This window comes from Lentimicrobium sp. S6, assembly GCF_013166635.1.
Lineage (GTDB): Bacteria > Bacteroidota > Bacteroidia > Bacteroidales > UBA12170 > UBA12170.
Map to the genome: position 1 here is coordinate 1 of NZ_JABKBZ010000016.1, position 17,349 is coordinate 17,349.

General features: G+C 33.2%; 16 protein-coding genes. 6 read left to right on the plus strand and 10 right to left on the minus strand.

Annotation, left to right across the window (positions count from 1 at the left end; all coding sequences use genetic code 11):
- Both HNS40_RS07520 and HNS40_RS07525 read left to right on the plus strand, forming a co-directional pair.
- On the plus strand, nucleotides 1–251 hold a 251-nt coding region (locus tag HNS40_RS07520; RefSeq protein WP_371742925.1), incomplete at its 5' end, for a hypothetical protein.
- A 239-nt stretch (nucleotides 252–490) separates the two neighbouring features.
- Nucleotides 491–736, plus strand: coding sequence for a hypothetical protein (locus tag HNS40_RS07525; protein WP_172279298.1), 246 nt, complete (start codon nucleotides 491–493; stop codon nucleotides 734–736).
- Between the two features lie 419 nt (nucleotides 737–1,155).
- Here HNS40_RS07525 and HNS40_RS07530 read toward each other — a convergent pair whose 3' ends face one another.
- The 5 genes from HNS40_RS07530 to HNS40_RS07550 all read right to left on the minus strand — a co-directional run bounded on the left by HNS40_RS07530 (nucleotide 1,156) and on the right by HNS40_RS07550 (nucleotide 5,283).
- Nucleotides 1,156–1,347, minus strand: a complete 192-nt coding sequence (locus HNS40_RS07530; RefSeq protein ID WP_172279300.1) for a cold-shock protein — start codon at nucleotides 1,345–1,347, stop codon at nucleotides 1,156–1,158.
- A gap of 401 nt (nucleotides 1,348–1,748) precedes the next feature.
- The gene (locus tag HNS40_RS07535; protein ID WP_172279302.1) at nucleotides 1,749–2,039 is read right to left on the minus strand and encodes a 30S ribosomal protein THX; all 291 of its coding nucleotides are present in this window, start codon (nucleotides 2,037–2,039) and stop codon (nucleotides 1,749–1,751) included.
- A 230-nt stretch (nucleotides 2,040–2,269) separates the two neighbouring features.
- Nucleotides 2,270–2,986 (minus strand): outer membrane beta-barrel protein, encoded by a 717-nt coding sequence (locus HNS40_RS07540; protein WP_172279304.1) that lies wholly within the window; start codon nucleotides 2,984–2,986, stop codon nucleotides 2,270–2,272.
- A 70-nt stretch (nucleotides 2,987–3,056) separates the two neighbouring features.
- Nucleotides 3,057–4,721 carry an ABC transporter substrate-binding protein gene (locus HNS40_RS07545; RefSeq protein ID WP_172279306.1) on the minus strand — a complete coding sequence of 555 codons (1,665 nt, stop codon included), beginning with the start codon at nucleotides 4,719–4,721 and terminating at the stop codon, nucleotides 3,057–3,059.
- Nucleotides 4,693–5,283: a hypothetical protein gene (locus HNS40_RS07550; RefSeq protein WP_172279308.1), complete on the minus strand. Its 591-nt coding sequence runs from the start codon at nucleotides 5,281–5,283 to the stop codon at nucleotides 4,693–4,695. The genes HNS40_RS07545 and HNS40_RS07550 overlap by 29 nt, the downstream gene beginning before the upstream one ends.
- A gap of 120 nt (nucleotides 5,284–5,403) precedes the next feature.
- On the opposite strand from HNS40_RS07550, the gene HNS40_RS07555 reads away from it, so the two are divergent.
- From HNS40_RS07555 to HNS40_RS07570, 4 genes are all read left to right on the plus strand, one after another.
- Nucleotides 5,404–6,270 (plus strand): cation diffusion facilitator family transporter, encoded by an 867-nt coding sequence (locus HNS40_RS07555; RefSeq protein ID WP_172279310.1) that lies wholly within the window; start codon nucleotides 5,404–5,406, stop codon nucleotides 6,268–6,270.
- 65 nt (nucleotides 6,271–6,335) lie between these two features.
- Nucleotides 6,336–9,263 (plus strand): glycoside hydrolase family 3 N-terminal domain-containing protein, encoded by a 2,928-nt coding sequence (locus HNS40_RS07560; RefSeq protein ID WP_172279312.1) that lies wholly within the window; start codon nucleotides 6,336–6,338, stop codon nucleotides 9,261–9,263.
- Between the two features lie 20 nt (nucleotides 9,264–9,283).
- Entirely contained in the window at nucleotides 9,284–10,120 is an 837-nt protein-coding gene (locus tag HNS40_RS07565; protein WP_172279314.1) for a prohibitin family protein, read from the plus strand.
- Between the two features lie 65 nt (nucleotides 10,121–10,185).
- Nucleotides 10,186–11,040, plus strand: a complete 855-nt coding sequence (locus HNS40_RS07570; RefSeq protein ID WP_172279316.1) for a hydroxymethylglutaryl-CoA lyase — start codon at nucleotides 10,186–10,188, stop codon at nucleotides 11,038–11,040.
- Between the two features lie 13 nt (nucleotides 11,041–11,053).
- On the opposite strand, the gene HNS40_RS07575 is transcribed toward HNS40_RS07570, so the two are convergent.
- The 5 genes from HNS40_RS07575 to HNS40_RS07595 all read right to left on the minus strand — a co-directional run bounded on the left by HNS40_RS07575 (nucleotide 11,054) and on the right by HNS40_RS07595 (nucleotide 17,349).
- The gene (locus HNS40_RS07575; RefSeq protein ID WP_172279318.1) at nucleotides 11,054–11,743 is read right to left on the minus strand and encodes an RNA methyltransferase; all 690 of its coding nucleotides are present in this window, start codon (nucleotides 11,741–11,743) and stop codon (nucleotides 11,054–11,056) included.
- A gap of 1 nt (nucleotide 11,744) precedes the next feature.
- A complete protein-coding gene (locus tag HNS40_RS07580; protein ID WP_172279320.1) occupies nucleotides 11,745–14,339 on the minus strand; it encodes a prolyl oligopeptidase family serine peptidase in 2,595 nt (864 codons plus the stop codon).
- Nucleotides 14,340–14,575: 236 nt separating this feature from the next.
- Nucleotides 14,576–15,922: an FKBP-type peptidyl-prolyl cis-trans isomerase gene (locus tag HNS40_RS07585; protein ID WP_172279322.1), complete on the minus strand. Its 1,347-nt coding sequence runs from the start codon at nucleotides 15,920–15,922 to the stop codon at nucleotides 14,576–14,578.
- 36 nt (nucleotides 15,923–15,958) lie between these two features.
- Nucleotides 15,959–16,813, minus strand: a complete 855-nt coding sequence (locus HNS40_RS07590) for an FKBP-type peptidyl-prolyl cis-trans isomerase (RefSeq protein WP_172279324.1) — start codon at nucleotides 16,811–16,813, stop codon at nucleotides 15,959–15,961.
- 8 nt (nucleotides 16,814–16,821) lie between these two features.
- A complete protein-coding gene (locus HNS40_RS07595; protein WP_172279326.1) occupies nucleotides 16,822–17,349 on the minus strand; it encodes an FKBP-type peptidyl-prolyl cis-trans isomerase in 528 nt (175 codons plus the stop codon).

A 17,349-nucleotide genomic window follows, 5' to 3' on the forward strand; every position in this document is an offset into this window, starting at 1 on the left:
ATAATATGGGTGCTTTATATTATAATAAAGGTGTTGAGATTTCTGTGAAAGCTAATGATTTACCTTATGATGCTGAAGAGGAATTCAATAGGTTAAAAGAAGAAGCCAGCAAAGAATTTTTACTTGCTCAGCCATATTTTGAGAAAGCATTAGAAATTATGCCAGACGACCAGGGATTAGTTAAATCCTTAATGCAGATTTACAATTCAACAAATCAGTCGGATAAAGTTGCTGAATTAAAAAATAGATAATTTTTCTTTAGATAGTTGATTAAAAAGCAATTCTCGTTTGAGAATTGCTTTTTTTATGTCTATACCATAATTTAACTAGATAGCATACTCAGAAGGAATGAAGTGGTATTTATAAGATACATACTGTAGAATTGAAGAATGGTAAATGTATAATTTTCTATTATAAGATGATATCATATATAATTCCACTAAATATGCTGCATAGGGTAGTTTATTTGTTTTATATTTAACATAATAATATGGGTGCTTTATATTATAATAAAGGTGTTGAGATTTCTGTGAAAGCTAATGATTTACCTTATGATGCTGAAGAGGAATTCAATAGGTTAAAAGAAGAAGCCAGCAAAGAATTTTTACTTGCTCAGCCATATTTTGAGAAAGCATTAGAAATTATGCCAGACGACCAGGGATTAGTTAAATCCTTAATGCAGATTTACAATTCAACAAATCAGTCGGATAAAGTTGCTGAATTAAAAAATAGATAATTTTTCTTTAGATAGTTGATTAAAAAGCAATTCTCGTTTGAGAATTGCTTTTTTTATGTCTATACCATACATATATAATTCCACTAAATATGCTGCATAGGGTAGTTTATTTGTTTTATATTTAACATAATATTAATTATGTGCCTTTTTATGATCTTAATAAACAAAACCATTCTAGAGATCCCATTAAAATTTGTAATTATATTTTATAATGACAACAAAAATGTAAAATAATTAAGAGCGTTTTAAATGGAACTTGGCAAGATTTAATATTCTTTGACAAGAGTCTAAATACAAGCTAAGGAAGAAATATAGAGAAATGGCGAGCTGATTGGTTTACAAATAAAATCAAGAAACTTCAGGGCACAAAAAAAGCCAATCAAAATGACCAGCTAATTCTTTTTATTAAAAGAAGACTACTACAGAATAGATACATTTACTGCATTTAAACCTTTTTTACCTTCTTCTACTTCGTAGCTGACTTTGTCACCTTCATTAATTTCGTCGATTAAACCATTTGCATGTACAAAAACATCTTTGCCACCTTCGTCAGGTGTAATGAATCCATATCCTTTAGAATCGTTGAAAAACTTAACTGTTCCGTTACTCATAATACTTATATTTAAAAATTTGATGCAAAGATAATATAATGCAGCTTACAAGAACAATTTATTTTCATTTATTTTATTATTTCTTGTGTTTTTTAATACTTCTTTCAATAATCACATTTTCAATAAACTAAGTTAATACTTATTCGTCTAATTTGTCTCAATTAATTTTTTATTAAAGAAATTTCAATTTCTTTTTCACAAATTTCATCTTTTTTAGCCTCTATCCTCTTGACATTTAAAAAATTTTCATTTTGTAAAAAGTAGGTTATTGACTGGCTTTTTTTATGAGTATTTCTTCTAAAACCTTAAGTGAGTTTTAGGTATTCAACAAAAAAAATGCCATCGGACTAAAAGCTAAATGGCATCCTATTAGAACATGTATGAATTTGAAATCCTCTATATTATTCTTCTTTATTATCGACTGCTTTTTTTACGGTTTTTTTAGACGTAGTGGGCTTCATTTCAACAACTGCCTTCTTCTCTGTTATGACTTTTTTTACAGCTTCTTTTTTTTCTACTGCTTTTTTAGGGGGGGCTTTCTTTGGTTTATCAACTATCACTTCTTCTTCCACCACTTTTTTAATAGGCTTTTTAGGAGCAATAATTTTATTTTTGACTTTTTTAAGTCTTTTTTTTCCGTAAGAGTTTTTATTGATCTTACCACGTTTGGTCTTTTTATCTCCTTTACCCATAGTTTTTATAGTTTAATTTAATTTACTGATGGGTAAAATTAACAAAAATGCTCAATAAATCAAAGTGTTAAGAAAAAATACATTGAGGTACCAATGAACAATTAAATGATAAACCTATTTCTGAAATGCAGCCAAATGAGTATAAGATTGAGAAAACGATGAATATTTTTCTGCTTATATGTAAAAGAATGAATTAATACTCGAAAATTTAGAATTTAAACAAATAAGAATTAATATCTGCCCCATGTTGCGGAGCTTCTTCTGCCGCCAAAACCACCACTGAAAGAATAACTAAACCCAATACTCATAAATATGTAGGAGTCGTTGGCAGCGCCAATTACTTTAGCATCAATTTCATCACTATTTAAAACGTGATAGTCAACACCAATATGTAAACTGGCTTCTTCTGTCATGTAATATTGAATTCCGAGCCCCATATTCATACTTGTGGCTTTGCCAATAGCAGCGTACCCGACATTATTAATTAAGTTATCTTCTGTTATATCGGTTAAGTATGCACTAAAACGCATCATTCCTAAGCCAGCTTGAGTATAAAAATGCCATTTATCAACACGGTACCTTTTTCCAAGAAGGATTTGATTCATATTCAACCTCAATTTTCCAGCATATTCATAAAAATTGTTTCTGAACATTTGGTCTTTTGTGTAATCACGACTCTGAAGCCTTCCTAGGTTCATCTGTAATACAAAAGTAATTGGACCAAAGCCTTTTGAAAACCATCCTGTTCCCGCAAAACTAAGCGATTGAGGAATAACAAGGAATCTATTATCGTTATGTTCATTTAAATCTCCAATATAAGAAGTGGGCCCCAAGCCTACTCCAATTCCCCATGGACCACTCCAATCGGTACCACGCTGGGCTTCCACAAATTTGGAAGGTGCGAATAGAATAAGTATGCCTACAATATAGAATAATAATTTTTTCACAATTAGGGTGTGGTTATTTATAAGTCATTAATTAAACGCTGTTTGATAAAAATTGTTTCAAAAAAGAGAATTATTTCCTTTTTTTTACACTTTTCAAAACCATAAGATTCATAGAATTCGGTTTAAATCCATGTATATCAGAGCTTATGAATCTTATTACTTCATCATAAAACAGTGGAATGACTGATGCGTTTGCCATTATAATACTATCTAATACTCTGTAGGAATTGAATTTCTCATCAATATTTTGGTCAAAATTAAGCATTTTTAGCTTACGATCGTAGTCACCTAGATGAAAATGAGTATAGTTAGGTCCTTTGGGTGAGAATAATTGGCTATTGAATAATAAAAGATAATTTTCAGCATCTGGGTAATCAGCAATCCAAGAAGCTCTGAAAAGGTTGGTTTTAGAGTTGGCCACCATCTCTCTTAAGGCTGCCCATTGATTGAGCTCAATATGTGTTTCGATTCCATATTGAGACCATTCATGCTGCAAATATTTACAAATATCAACCGATTTACTGGTGGCAGAAATACCAATTGCTGGAAATACTGAAATCCCTAAATCATTTTTGGCTTGCTCAAATAATTCTCGAGCTTTTTGGGGTTGATAATCATAACCCTTGGCCCTAGGGTATTGGTTGGGCCATAATCCAGTTGGGATAAATCCATATTCAGCAGCCTCCCCTATGTTCTTCTGAATGTACTTGAGCATTTTCTTTCTATCGATAGCATAGTTAAGCGCTTTTCTGAAAGCTAAACTTCTGAGAGGAGAGTTTTGCGTAATGGCTAAAGAAGTATCCATAAGAATGCCAATATACTCTGTATTAAGGTAGGGCGTTTTAAGCATTTGAAATTTCCCATGGTATTTGGGATTCAAATCTCCTGTACTTGTTATTAGTTCTTCACTTAATGCAGGAGATATTCCACTAATATAATCTATTTTACCTTGTAGAAAGAATAAAAATTCAGATTGCTTGTCCACCAAGAAGCTCACATTTACTGCATCAAGAATGGGCAGTCCTTCCTCAAAATAATTTTCATTCTTGATCAATACCAATTTCAAGCCCTCCTCCCAATATTTAAACTGGAAGGGACCAGTTCCCACTGGATGGTTCCTAAATTCATCTTGATAATAATCAATAGCTTCAATGGGGATAACACTACAATACTTGGTAGTCAACAGGGAAAGAAATGGTGAATAGGGTTCTTTCAATTTGATTTGTAAAGTAGAATCATTCAGTGCATGGAACCCATTTGAATTCCAAGTTTGGTCTACCTTATCAAAAATCCAGAGCCCTGGTGATGCAACCTTGGGATCCAAGACTCTTGAAAGAGAATATACAAAATCTTCCGCTAACACTCTCCTTCCTTCTATTTGCTCAAAGCATTCATTATCATGAAAATAGACTTCAGTATTCAAATAAAAGGTATAAAGTAAGAAGTCAGAGGAAATATTCCAGCTTTTGGCAATAGAAGGAATGGTCAACAAGTTGGAGTCAAGCTGAACAAGTCCATTATAGATTTGCTCGCAAACATTGATACAGGCTAAGTCTTTTGAGAAAACCGGATCTAAACTTGCAAGCCCATTGGATTCATTATACTTAAATATACTTTTGTTCTCTTCAAGAGGATCTAGTCCGCATGAGACAAAAAAAATCAGGCCTAAAACATATAGGCCTGATTTTAGTTTAAACTTAAGATTTCTAATCCTCATCATCCTCAAGTACAACATGCGCCCAGTTTTGACCTTTGCGAATTCTGTTTAATTGAGTATGAGTAATTCCGAATTCCTTAGCCAATTGATAAAGTCTTACTTTACCACGCTTGATTTTCTTCTTTAAACGTAAAACATCAGCTTCCGTTAATTTAGAATTATTGATTCTACCTTTACGTGCAGCATGAGCAGCCATAACTCTAGGATTAGTCTGGTTATGTTCTGTCATTTGCATTCTGGTTACCCATTTCAGGTTTTTATAATAATTATTCCCTTTTTCGTGATCCAAGTGGATAACAAAATCATAGTCTTCATCAACTTTCTCACAGAAAGCATCAGCCACTAAACGGTGAACAATTTTTTTGATTTTATTATCCCAACCTTCGTTTGATTTAAACCACATGAAATATTTATATCCACGTACTGTAGATTGCTTCATGATTTTAAAATCATCCATTTTGGGGTACCAATGGCGTAGTCTACCATAATTTGAAATTTCATAAATTTCATCTTCCTTTAGCCCTTCGAATTTGAGTCTTTTCCATACCTCAGGACCGTGTTCAAATTTTTCCTCAGTCATAATATAAAATTTTAGTTGTACTTTCGCTTTTAGTAAACGTTTGAGCACAGGGAGAACAGATCTCCGTTTTTTGATGTAAGCACTAACGGAACAAATATAGGTAATATTTTTAAATAAATTATGGATATTAAAGTTAAAACAGCACGGCTGAGTATTTTCTCGAATATTTTCCTAATTATTATTAAGGTTTTTGCTGGGTTTATGAGTGGATCAGTAAGTATTTTGTCTGAAGCTATACATAGTGGAATAGACTTAATTGCCTCAGCTATTGCTTTTTTTGCCGTTAAAATTTCATCAAAAGCACCTGATAAAAGGCATCCTTATGGGCATGGTAAATTTGAAAATATTTCAGGTGTTATAGAAGGATTATTAATATTTATTGCTGCATTCTGGATAATATTTGAAGCGGTACATAAGATAACACAGCCAAGTGAAGTTTCTTATTTTATACTTGCTGGAAGTGTGATGTTAATTTCTGCCACAGTTAACTTTTTTGTTAGCAGAAGGCTATATAAAGTGGCAAAAGATACTGATTCTATTGCTCTAGAAGCAGATGCCTTGCATTTAAAAACAGATGTATACTCCTCGCTTGGTGTTGCTGCTGGAATGCTATTTATCTGGCTAACAGGTTGGCATATATTCGACCCTATTTTCGCCATTATTGTCGCTCTTTTTATCATGAAAGAGTCCTTTGATTTGGTTAGCAATGCATTTAGTCCACTTCTTGATTCTCAAGTAAGCGAGGACGAATACCAACTTCTATATGATGAAATCCTTGAATTGACTTCTATGAAAAAGGTAAAGTTCACTAGATTACGAAGTCGGAAAAGTGGGCCAAGCCATATGATTGATTTTATTTTACTAGTTCCTCCTAATATGACGGTTATGGACTCGCATAAAATTTGTGACTCTATAGAAGACAAAATTCAAAAACTATATACTGAATCCGATATCTCGATACACGTTGAACCACTGAAAATTAATTAATGATATTTGAGTTAAAGAATTGTAATTTTCATTCTCCTTGGTATATTTGCATCAAATTATTATTTATGAAAAAACTGTTGATATTAGCCTTATCGCTATTTTCTATTATACTTTCCTATTCTCAAACTACACCAAAACAACAATGGGTTGATTCTGTTTATCAATCATTAAATAATTCAGAAAGGTTTGGACAATTACTGATGATTAGAGCAAATCAGGAATCCAATAAGTATATCAAAAGTATAGATCAATATATTAAAGATTATAGTATTGGAGGAGTCTGCTTTTTTGCAGGTTATCCTGGTGAACAATTACAGCAAACTGAAGAATGGCAGAGAATAGCCAAAATACCATTGCTTATTGGTATAGATGGAGAATGGGGATTAGGAATGCGCTTAAAAGAAACCATCTCCTACCCTTTTCAAATGACTTTAGGCTCAATTTATAATGACAGTTTAATATATGATATGGGTTATCAAATAGGATTAGAATGTAAGAGGATGGGTATCCATATGAATTTTGCTCCCGTAGTGGATATAAATAATAATCCAAACAATCCGGTGATTAACTCAAGAAGCTTTGGCGATCAACCCAAAAATGTAGCAACAAAAGCAAGCATGTATATGAGCGGTTTGCAGGATGCTGGAATTATAGCCACAGCAAAGCATTTTCCGGGACATGGTGATACTGGTACCGATTCTCATTATACTTTGCCTGTAGTATCTCATGACAAATCCCGCTTAGATTCTGTTGAATTATTTCCTTTTTATGAATTAATAGAAAATGGTTTAGGCGGGATTATGGTAGCTCATCTTTATGTTCCGGCATACGAAGCTGAAGAAAATGTAGCTTCTACTCTTTCAAAAAATATCATCACGGGCTTATTACGTGAGAATATGGGATTTGATGGATTAATAGTTACAGATGCCCTAGATATGAAAGGAGTCACTAAATATTTTCCTCCTGGAGAAATAGAAGTGAGAGCCCTTTTAGCTGGAAATGATATTTTATTATTGCCAGAGAATATTCCAGCGGCTATTGATGGCTTATTAGAAGCTTTGTCCTCAGGGAGAATTAGTAAATCACTATTAGAACTCAGTTGCAAGAAAATATTGAGCTATAAGTACGATGCTGGACTATATGAAAAACCTGAATTTGATTTCGATCACCTAATAGAAGATTTAAACACTCCAAAAGGATTGGCCCTAAAAGAAAAACTTCATGAGGAATCTATCACATTAATTACGAACCATGAAAATATTTTACCATTATCTTGTCAGAAACCAGTGCAATTAGCTATAGTTAGTTATGGTTTTGAGGAGGGTAATACCTTTGAAAATACAGCATATAGATATAGTGATGCCAGCTATTTTTATCCTTCAAAAGCACTTACAAAAACTCAAAATGATTCCCTCTTCCAAATCCTCGAAAAATTTGAAACCATCATCTTTAATATTGGAAATACGACCATATTTCCTCAACGTTCTTTTGGAATTACATCGGCAATGATGGAGTTGATTGAAAAGACGAATTCTGAAAAAACATGTATTATCAATCTTTTAGGAAGTCCTTTAGCTATTAAAAAGTTCTTTACTAATATTTCAGATTATGAGGGTTTTATATTAGGTCACCAAGATAACAAGATGACTAGAAGCCTTAGTGCTCAAATGATTTTTGGTGCATTATCGTTTAAAGGAAAGCTTCCTGTTCAAATTAATGAGAAATATCCTGCAGGTTTTGGGATTCAAACTGCAGAAAAAGGAATAATAAAATTTGGAAAAGCCGAGAATCAAGGTATTAACACTATTCAGCTAAATAAGAATATAGACAGTATCGTTAAAGCAGGAATTAATATGAAAGCTTTTCCGGGCTGTCAAATTGTAATAGCCAAAAATGGTTATATTATATTTCAAGAGAATTATGGATTTCAAACCTATGATTCATTAATAGCTGTCAATGGTGAAACCATTTACGATATTGCTTCTATCACCAAAGTCACTTCCAGTATTCCAAGTATTATGTATTTGCAGGATAAAAAAAAAGTCCACCCAGATACAGCCATTTCTAAATACTTGACGTTTTTAGAAAACACCAATAAGCAAAATCTAACATTCCGAAGCATCCTCAGTCATAATGCTCAATTAAAGTCTTGGATTCCATTCTATTGGTATAATGCCGATAGCACTGGATTATTAAACCACGAGGTTTTTAAAAATGAGCAAAGTGATGAATTTAAGACTCGTGTGGCAGAAAATCTTTATATCACATCTGAATATGCTTATGAGATGTATGATACTATCAGTAATAGTGACTTAAGGAAAAGAAAAGGCTATAAATACAGTGACTTAGGCTATTATTGGGTTCCTAAAATTGTGGAACAAAATTATAATATGCCTTTTGAAAACTTTGTTTATGAGCATTTCTATAAGCCTTTAAACCTAAATCATACCCGGTTTCATCCACGCCAATATTTTGACCTAGAGAAAATTGCTCCTACGGAAAACGATACCCTTTTTCGAAAGCAGATTATAAGAGGCGATGTTCACGATCCTGGAGCAGCCATGCTTGGTGGTGTTTGTGGTCATGCTGGGTTGTTTTCTAATGCTGAAGATATTGCTGTCATCTTTCAAATGTATTTGCAGAATGGGTATTATGGAGGAATCCAGTTTTTTGATACTACGACGATAAATGAATATACCAGCTATCAGCATGATGGTATTGAGAACCGAAGAGCCATGGGTTTTGACAAGCCTTTTAAAAAATACGATGCCTATGGACCTGTCTGTGAGTCTGCTAGTTTGAGTAGTTTTGGTCACAGTGGTTTTACAGGAACTTATGTTTGGGCTGACCCAGAAGAGAATTTAGTTTATGTTTTTCTTTCCAATAGAGTTTATCCTAGAAGCGATAATTATAAAATTAGCAAATTCGATATTCGCACAAATATTCAACAAGCTATATATGATGCCATAATAAATCGTAACTTTGAAAAATAAATCACATTAAAAATTATAACATGCAACAACAGCAACCTGAATTAAATTTAAAAAAGATTATACCTATCGCAGTCATCGTGTTTTCTGTCATACTTGTCATCGCATTATGGAGTAGAATGACAGTGAGCATTGAATCTGGAGAAGGTGGTGTGGAATTTCGATTTTTCACTGGTGTAAATACAGATGTCACCTATGGTGAAGGATTCCATTTTATCAATCCTTTAAATAAAATGTTTATTTATGATGTTCGACAGCAAGAAGTTTCAGAAAAGATGAGCGTTCTTTCTTCAAATGGATTGGAAATATCATTGGATATCTCCATGTGGTACCAGCCTGTTCATGAAAAACTAAGTGAACTTCATCAAGAAAAAGGCCAAGGGTACCTAAACTCTATTGTTCGTCCTTCTATTCGCTCAGCAACTAGATCAGTCATTGGTCGTTATACACCAGAGCAGATTTATTCGACTAAGAGAGATGCAATTCAAGAGGAAATTTATATTGAAACAAGAGATATCTTAGTCGATCAGTATGTGCAGTTAAATGAGGTATTGGTGAGAGACGTCACTCTTCCTCCCACCATTAAAACTGCCATTGAAAAGAAACTAAAACAAGAGCAAGAGTCTTTAGAATATGAATTTAAATTGATAAAAGAGTCTAAAGAAGCTGAAAGAAGAAAAATTGATGCAGAAGGAAAAGCAGAAGCTAATAGAATTCTAAACGCTAGTTTAACTTCAAATATTCTTAAAGAAAAAGGAATTGAAGCTACAGTTAGATTAGCTGAATCTCCTAATGCTAAAGTAGTTATCATTGGTAATTCTGCAGATGGAATGCCTATCATTTTAGGTGATAGTAAATAGTATTTTATACAAGATATTTTATGTAATTTCGTGGGTGAGAATAATTCTCACTCACGATTTTTTTTATGGTAAAAATTATAGAAACTCCTAGGGATGCCATGCAAGGCATCAAAGAATTCATTCCAACGACGAAAAAAATTGCATTTATTAATGCATTACTCAAAGTTGGCTTTGATACTTTAGACTTTGGAAGCTTTGTGTCTCCCAAAGCCATTCCCCAATTGGCTGATACTAGAGATGTGGTTGAGCAGCTTGAATTCGCAAATACAAAAACAGAACTTCTTGCTATTATTGGTAATAAAAGAGGTGCTGAAGACGCCAGTCAATTCTCCCAAATCAAATATTTGGGCTATCCCTACTCTATTTCTGAGACTTTTTTAAAAGTAAATATCAATAGTAATTTCGAGAAAGCTTATCACGATGTCTCTGAAATACAAAATATTTGTCAGAGGAATCAACAGGAGTTGGTAGTCTATATTTCAAATGCATTTGGTAATATTTATGGAGATGACTGGTCACCAGAAATTGTTCACGAGCATGTAAGTAAACTTAATAAGATTGGCGTAAAGATTATTCCATTATCTGACACCTCTGGAGTTGGACAAGAAGATACTATTTCCAATGCATTTAAAGCAGTTGTAAATGAATTTACTCAAATAGAATTTGGAGCACATTTACATACACATATCGGAAATTGGAAAGCCAATGTAAATGCTGCTTTTGAAGCTGGCTGCAGAAGATTCGATACCGTAATGAATGGACTTGGAGGCTGCCCGATGACTGCTGAAAAGCTAGTTGGAAACTTACCTACCATGGATTTTCTGAACTATCTAGAAGATAGAAACGAAGAGCATCATTTAAATATGACCGCACTAAATGAAGCCTTTTTCTTGGAAGCTCAAACTTTTCCTACTCGCTAATAGATTTCTCTTCTTATACAGTCCCAAACAATCTATTTTCAATTTGTTCAGAACTCTTCACTACCGATTTTGCCCAAGTTACTAATACATCTATTTTTTCTTCTTCAGAAAGTTTCCAATCTAATTCGGAAGCTCTCATCTTCTCACTCAAATGATGCATGCAAAGTGCAGCAGAAACAGAAATATTAAAGCTTTCTGTAAAACCATACATGGGTATTTTCATATGCACATCGGCATGATTAATGGCATCCTCTGATAATCCTTCCATTTCAGTTCCAAAGACTAATGCAGTCTTTTTTGAGATGTCTAATTTATCTAGTGTTACATCATCTTTATGCGGCGTGGTTGCAACAATTTGGTACCCCTGTTCTTTTAAATGCCTAAAAGCAGCTAGGGTATTATTTTGTTCAGGCATATTATATTTAAACATGCTCAACCACTTACTGCTTCCTAAAGCCACATCTGGGTTTAAGGTATATTCATTTCTCTTTTCAATGATATGCACATCTTGGATTCCAAAACAATCGGCAGAGCGCAATACAGCACTTGCATTTTGGGATTGAAATATATCTTCCAATACTACAGTAAGATGCCTAGTTCTATTAGGAATTATTTTTTCAAATAAACCAGCTTTATGCTCACTTAAGGATTTTAATAACTGCTCTAATAGCTCTTCTTTTTGCTTTAAAGTTAATGCTCTCATACTAATACTTCTTCTTTGGATATAAATGATACCACCAATCGGATTGTTTTTTTAAGTTTTTATCAAAATACGCTAAAATGGTCTTCTGCCATAAAATGCGCTTCTGATAATCTTTGATATGATGGTCTTGTTTATCTATCTCAATTAATTCAACATCTTTTTTCAATAGTTTTAATGCCGTATAAAACTGTCTGCTTTCTCCAGGAGGAACATTGGTATCGTTATTTCCATGAAGTAATAGTATAGGTGAACTTACTTTGTCAGCATGAAACAAAGGACTTTGTTCCACATACAATTCCTTATTATTCCAAGGAAAGTTATTGGCCGATGCTACCTGACTATATAAATAACCCCAATATCCTTCGCCCCAATAACTACTGATTGAGCTAATTCCTGCATGGGAAATATGTGCGGCAAAAAAATCAGTTTGTGTACTTAAATACATGGTCATGAAACCACCATAACTAGCTCCCATACAACCTACTTTAGTAGAATCAATAAAAGTATGACTTCTACAAACCTCCTTGCTTCCTTTAATAATTTCTGCTGCTACCGTTTGTCCCCAATTATTCACATGCATGGCAGAAAAGTCTTGACCATAACCAGTAGCTCCACTAGGTTGCAATACATAAACGATATATCCATTCGCTGCAAATAGATTCTTAGGATACCTTCCTCTAAAATTTCTTTCTACAGGACTGGTTCCTCCATAATAATAAACGATGAGAGGATATTTATCATCCTTATCAAAATTTGGAGGATAATATATTCTTCCTTCTATCTCAACACCTTCAGCATTTGTAAAATTCCAATCTTCATTTTCTCCAAAAACAATGTCTTCGAAGAAATGTTGCTCTGGATATTCAAGTAATGTATTCTTAGCTAAAACTATATCGTAGAGGAATAATTGTTTGGGTGTTGAAATAGAACTCCCATAATATAAGAGAGATGGCTTGTCTTTTGCAAGACTAGTAGAATTCACCACATCACAGTTAAGGGTTAATAAATCATAGGATTTATCCAGAATAGAATATCGGTACATATTCATATAAGTTCTATCTGAAACATTAAAATATATATGATCAGGGTCGGATGCATTCCAATTAGAACCTAAGATATTGGGATTAAAACCTCGAGAAATTGCTTCTACACTTTTATCTTTTAAAGTATAGATATAAGCTTGGTTGTCATAGTCATTTGGGATATTACTTTCACTTAAATTCACTCCTAAATCACCAAAAAAAGCAGGTCCAGCAGTGATAAGTAATTGAGTACCATTAGGAGAATAGCTTACATTTCCGCTGCCAAACTTATTCCACAAAGTATCAAGTTTTTGAGTCCTTCTGTCGTATTGCATCATCACTTGTTTACTATAAGGACGCTCCGTTTCATCATACATATTTTGGGCAAATAGTATAAATCGGCCATTGGGACTAATATCCTGTAATTGATTAGATTGATAACCATGAGTTAATGGTGTTTTGATGCCTGATAAAATATCTAATAAATAGATATTAGACCGCATTCTATACCAAGGCCAATGATCGGGCATGCCTTGTAATTGCTTTAAACCGCTATTATCCTTTTTAGGCTTTTCCATAATCGTCAACACAAGGAACTCACCATTAGGCGACCATTGAAAATAGCTTATTTCTGATAAATCGGTAGCCAATGGATACTTTTTACCATCCTCAAAGTTATATTCCCAAATCCAGCTTTTCTGGCCCATTTTGGTGATATAACTTAATTTGCTCCCTTTTGGAGACCATTGTAAAGCAGAAACCTCACTTCCATAAAATAATTGTACACTTTGATTATCAGCCACTTTTCTCACATCAGTAATTATCTGAGATTCAGATTTACCATCTTGAATCTTATATTTCACAAAATAATAATCACCAGATGGAGCTATTTTTGCCTCTTGAATATCTATTCCATTCATTAAATGATCAATATCCATATAGAATTCAGCTTGATCAGAAGATACTAAATTAATATTGTTGAGCGTGTTTTTGGCAATTATATTACAGCTTAGAGTCCACTCCTCATTTTCTTTCGAATTATAGAGCATTTTAATCATCACTACATGATTATTCGCTTCTAAATCCTTAATCACTTTAAATTCTTTCTCATCGTTTTCTTTTTCAGAGCTATATTTTCCTTTTATCAATTCGCCATCAATAAAAACCTCCATCATTTGGCCAGAATTGAAATTCATTTCCAAGTTGGTCCATTCAGTATTTTCAATATAAAAGCAAGCATAAGCTATTTGTAAAGGCTTATTAAGAGGTTTTAGCTTTATGGAAACCTCTCTGATAACTTTCTTATTCCATCTCAGGAATTGAAAATTTGACCATTCTAACTCGTCTCCAGCTTCAGGTCTAAAATTAATATTCTCTAAATACTTATATTTTATAAGATCAGCCTCCTCAAAAGTTTTCCCATCAATACTTTCTACATCGGCAAACAAAGGAAGATTCACTTCAACAGGATTAGTGACAATAAAATTTTCAATTCTTAATTCAGTGTTATTTTGAGCACTTAAGTTCAACACGAATAAAGAGAAAATCAAGAATAAACAGTATCTCAGATTCATATCATTTAAATTGGTGTCCATTAGAAATACAAATAATAAGTCTAAAAGACCAATTCGAATTACATCAGGAGATTAATTTTCAAAAATATACAATTTACGCTGTTTTCAAAAACAATAAAGGCTAGGGTTATCAGCTATTTATCAACGGTAAAATCTAATTTATATCAGCACATAAAAAAAACTGGAATCTCCTAAAGGAAATTCCAGTTTACAATTGTATACTAATAGTTTAAAAACTATTCAACCTTAGTTACTTCCAATAATTCCACATCAAATTTTAGAGGAGCATAAGCATGAATAACACCACCACGAGCTCTAGCACCATAAGCAATATTAGAAGGAACAATGATAGTTGCTTTACCACCTACTTTCATCATAGCAATGGCTTCATCCCAACCTTTAATGACTTGTCCTCTATCTAAAGTAAATTCAAATGGACTATCTCTATCATAAGAGCTATCAAATTTAGTTCCATCTAATAAAGTACCATGATAATGAACCTTAACTTTATCACCAGAAGTAGCTTGTTCACCAGTACCTTCTGCTGTTTCTATAAAATATAAACCACTAGCTGTAGGAGCTACAGTTACATTATTTTCTTTAATATACTTAGCTATAGTTTCCGCTTCTTGACTTTGAAGTTGTGCAGTTTCGGCTTCAGCTTTTGCCTTTTGAGCAGCCACTTCCTTTTCATGTTCCGCTTTAGTCTTCACACTATTTAAAGTCACACCATAAACTAAAGAAGTATAGGGCTGGATGATACCAGGACGCCCTTGTTCTTTAAACGCCAATTTACTAGGAACTACAAAAACAGCTTCATCACCTACTTTAAGTGAATTTAAACCTTCAGAAAAACCTTCAGTATCAAACGGCTTACCTTTTTCAGCTTCCATAGGGCGACCAGCTTGTTTAGAATCATATAAAACCTCACCATTGATTAAAGAAACACTAAAATCGAAACTCAAGATATCACCATCCTTAGGTATTTTACCATTTCCTTTTTTGTTTTTTATAATAAACATTCCAGTCTCAGTAGGTTGGGCATCGGGATAGTTTTTACTTAAATATAAGGCTAAATCAGCCAATTCAAGACCTTTCCTTTGTTCTAATTCTTCTTGCCTTTTAGCTTCTAATTCTTCGGCAGAAACAATATCTTCAATATTTACCCAGAAATACAAATCATTATTTTCTTTAAACATCTCTGGAACCTCAGGGGTTCTAGCAGTTTTAAGAAAGAACGAATCAGCTTTAATAATAAAAATGGCACTATCACCATTGGCTAATAAAGACAAACCTTCATTAATATCACCTTTATATAAAGGTTCAGTTACAGGTAAGTCGAATGTTTCGTTAGCTTCCTTAGCATCAAATATTAATGAATCTAAAGAACCATAGCTCATGGTTAACCTATAGAACATACCACTATCAGCAGTCACTGCTTTCGCATTATCATCATGAGAAATGACTTGATAATAAACCCCATTTTCATTTTTCTTAAAGCCTGGATGACTATTATCGCAAGAAGTCATGATTAAGGCAGCTACAGCCAATACTAATATGGCTTGAATTAGTTTTAATTTCATTTATTTTAATTTTAATTATTTATTATTAGCGATTGATTATTTAATATCTATAAGCTTCACATCAAAAAGAAGAGTAGTGTATGGAGGAATTTCGCCTCTACCTTCACCGTAACCTAAATAGGAAGGAATAATAAAAGTAGCTTCCTCTCCTTTTCTCATCATTGAAATGCCTTCGTCCCAACCATTAATGACTTGCCCGTAGCCTATTTTAAACTCAATAGGCTTACCTCTCGATACAGATGAATCAAAAACACGACCATCAAGAAACTTACCCGTATAATGAACTTTCACCGTTTGCCCTGCTCTTGGTTTTTTCCCAGTACTAGATTTAGTTGGAAGGAAATACAAACCTGTAGATGTAGGTTCTTGAGAAATATTATTATCCTTTATGTATTTTTCTATCGTTTTTGCTTCGGCATCTCTGGCTTGCTCACGTTTTTTAGCCTCTTGCATTTCTAATTGCTCCAGCGTTTGAATATCATGAAGCTTTACATGAAAAACGACTTTGCTTTCTTCAGTTACAAATTTAGGCAACTGTGTAAGTTTAGCATTCATCATTAAAAAACTATCAGCTCTTATTACAAAAGTTGCACTATCACCAATTCCCATTAAAGATAAAGCTTCATTAATATCACCAGCAAAAACAGGTTCTTCCAATCTCATTGGAAAAGTTTGTCCTTGAGCATCAAATAATAAAGAATCTTCATTAGTGAAATAAGTCATTTCAACTGTTAGATAATCACCTGACTTTGCTTTTGTAGACCCCTTATCCTCATGAATTTTATACAATAAACCACTATCGGCTTTATCGTAACTCGCATATTCTCCTCTATTACACGAGAAAAACACCAATGTTACAATTGTAAACAACCCAATAATTCTTCTTTCCATTTTCAATATCATTTTAAATTAACTAACTCTAAATCATATATGATGGTAGCTTTTTCTGGGATTTTATTCAAATCACCAAGCAATCCAAAAGCAAGATGCGAAGGTATAATAATTCTTGCACGGTCACCCACATGGAGTAATAATATACCTTCTTCTAAACCACTTTCTACCCTACCTTTTCCTATTAGAAACTCTTTTACCCCCTTTTCTTCAGAACGATAAATCGTTTTCCCATTTAATAAGCTAATGGAGAAATTCAATACCGCAACTTTCCCTTTCTCGGCCTGAACTCCTCTCCCTTTTTTATAGATCTCATAAAACAAACCAGAGCCTGTTTCTGTCATTTTGTATTGATGACGAGCGATATAATCTATAATATTCTGTTCTTCAGCTTTTACCAAAAACTGATTGGTTTTAACTAATTTGTCTTTAATAACTTTATTCGATAATCTATTTTTTGGTTTTTGATCGTTCTCATGGTTTTGGCAAGAAACCAAAGATAAAAGTATAATAAATATAAAGAAGGAAACTTTCAT